Consider the following 604-nt stretch of genomic DNA (forward strand, 5'->3'; position numbering starts at 1 on the left):
GGATTACCACCTCGGCCTCGTTCGGCCGGCAGTATCTGTCGCCGCTGCTGCCGGATTTCCTGCGCGCCCATCCCGGCGTGCGCCTCAGCATCAGCCTGACCGACCATGTACTCGATCTGGTCAGCAGCGGCTTCGACCTCGCCATCCGCATCGGCACACTGGCGGACTCCACGCTGGTAGCGCGCAAGCTGGCGGACAACCAGCGTCTGCTGTGCGCCTCGCCCGACTACCTGGCGCAGCATGGCTGGCCGCAGACGCCGCAGGACCTCGCCCATCATCAATGCCTGATCCTGGTCGGCAGCCAGGGCCGCTCCGATGTCTGGCGGATGGGCGATGGCGCCGGCGGCGAGGTGGCCGTGCGCGTGCAGGGCCGGGTGGAGGCCAATACGGGCGAGTTGCTGGCCGATGCGGCGCTCGCCGGCTTCGGCATCGCCATGCATTCAGTCTGGCATGTCAGCGCCGACCTGCGGGCTGGCCGGTTGGTGCCGGTGCTGCCCGACTACCCGCTGGCCGACAGCGGCATCCACGCGGTGATGCCGCAGCGCCGGCTGGTGCCGCCGCGCGTGCGGGCCTTCGTCGATTTCCTCGCCGAACAGTGGGGCGA

The 604-nt window shown here is 70.2% G+C and carries 1 protein-coding gene; it reads left to right on the forward strand.

Going from position 1 to position 604, the window contains the following annotated elements:
* On the forward strand, positions 1–604 hold a 604-nt coding region (locus tag AC1DMY_RS20895), incomplete at both ends, for a substrate binding domain-containing protein (RefSeq protein WP_477166758.1).

The sequence above is a fragment of the Dyella sp. 01L423 genome (assembly GCF_056399945.1).